Raw genomic sequence first — 414 nt, forward strand, 5'->3', positions numbered from 1 at the left:
TGGTTGCTGTGTTGCCCGCTTCGTCGGTCACGCTGGCGTTAACGGTAAATTCACCTTCGGCCAATTCAGCGGGCACATCAACGCTATAGGTACCGTCAGCCTGCACAGTGGCAGTTACTGTTTGCGTGTTGCCCGCGCTATCGGTAATGGTTAACGTAACTGTACTGCCCGGTGTAGCATCGGTAGTACCTGAAAGGGTAGGTGTGGTGTCGTTGTCAGAGCCTGGCGCATTAATGGTAATCGTTGGCGCGGTAGTATCAATTTCCCCTGTGGTATCAGCGGTTGCCGTGTTACCCGCTTCGTCGGTGACGCTGGCGTTAACCGTAAATTCACCTTCGGCCAATTCAGCGGGCACATCAACGCTATAGGTGCCGTCAGCCTGCACAATGGCAGTTACTGTTTGCGTGTTGCCCG

General features: G+C 54.6%; 1 protein-coding gene. It reads right to left on the reverse strand.

Annotated elements, in window-relative coordinates:
• Window positions 1-414, reverse strand: a 414-nt coding sequence (locus ACXAGV_RS19050; protein ID WP_474874574.1) for an Ig-like domain-containing protein, incomplete at both ends; no start/stop codon positions are given.

This window comes from Alteromonas sp. ABH4_453 (assembly GCF_056160665.1).